Here is a 1,409-nt window from a genome sequence, read left to right as displayed (position 1 = left end):
ATATAAGCTTGCTGTTTACGTATTAAGCAGCATTGATGTGGCGGCTTATTTAGCCTTTGTGTGGACCGTCAATCACCGAGCCGCGAGCGACCAGCTCAGGATGCAGTTCAATCACTTGTCCACCTTCACGCTTATTGATAATGCGGTCAATCAGCATATCAAACGCCATCGCGCCCAGACGCGCTTTTGGCTGGTGAATCGTAGTCAATGGTGGCGAGAAGAAACGCGCATCACGAATGTTGTCATACCCGATGATCGAGATATCCTGCGGAATACGCAGACCTTGCTCACCGGCAGCGCAAATTGCGCCCATGGCCATGGTATCGTTAAAACAGAATACCGCGGTTGGATGCTGTGCATTTTGCAGAATATGGCTCATCGCTATATGGCCGGATTCTGGTTCAAAGTTACCTTCTGCAACCCACTCATCACGCACACTCAAACCCGCATCGTTCATGGCTTTTAAGAAGCCATCATAGCGCGTTTTGGTGGTGGTTTTGTTCATCTGACCAGTGATCACACCGATATCACGGTGACCGCGATCGATCAGGTATTTGGTTGCCAGATAGCCGCCATCGAAGCTGTTATCCTGAATGCGATCAGTATAAGCGCTGTCAGTTGGGCCCCAATCCATCACCACCATCGGGATAGTGCGATAGTTTTCCAGCAGTTCCAGCAGCTGAGAGTTGTACTCAGAGCACATTACCAGCAAGCCATCGACACGTTTTTGTGCCAGCATCGCCAGATAAGCACGCTGTTTTTCCACGTTATTCTGTGAGTTACACAGGAACAGGGTATAGCCCTTACGGTAGCAGTGCTCCTCCACCGATTGCACAATTTCGGCAAAATAGGGGGTGTCACTGGTAGTCACAATCATACCGATAGACTTGGTATGATTAACTTTTAGGCTTCGGGCAACCGCACTGGGTGAATAATGCAGCTCTTTTACCGCTTCCCATACACGGTTTCGTGTTTCTTCCGCCACAAAACGTGTTTTATTAATCACGTGCGATACGGTGGTGGTAGAAACATCCGCAAGCTTGGCGACATCTTTGATCGTTGCCATGAATAAAAGAAACTCCTGATTGAGCGAGCATCAAGACACGGGCAGAGGTGAACCGTTGTCTGTCTTCGTTGTTGGTGTAATTATCAATTATGATAACGAAAGCGTTTGCTGTTTTATCGCATACCGTTGCTGATTTGCGCAACAATAAATGCTGATTTAGCCAACCACTGCACAGAACGTTGCCCGATGTCGAACATCCAAAAGATCATTTTCTCTTAGAATGATCTATTCTGGAAGCGGAAAAGAGAAAATTTGTGTGATTTTTATCTATGTGATGCGAAAAACCGCTATTTGCATGCATGTCGATGCATGTTTCTAGCGGTTCAGGAGGGTTTTATTCAGC

Annotated in this window: 1 protein-coding gene; it reads right to left on the bottom strand. The window is 47.1% G+C overall.

Annotated elements, in window-relative coordinates; translation table 11 throughout:
• Nucleotides 1–49: 49 nt before the first annotated feature.
• Nucleotides 50–1,066, bottom strand: coding sequence for an HTH-type transcriptional repressor PurR (gene purR / locus ACRC27_RS05055; protein WP_010863654.1), 1,017 nt, complete (start codon nt 1,064–1,066; stop codon nt 50–52).
• Nucleotides 1,067–1,409: the final 343 nt, after the last annotated feature.

This window comes from Plesiomonas sp., from assembly GCF_051650925.1.
Taxonomy (GTDB): domain Bacteria; phylum Pseudomonadota; class Gammaproteobacteria; order Enterobacterales; family CAMTGL01; genus Plesiomonas.
Note: the sequence above shows the minus strand (reverse complement) of the source record. Positions and strands in the feature narration are given on the sequence as shown.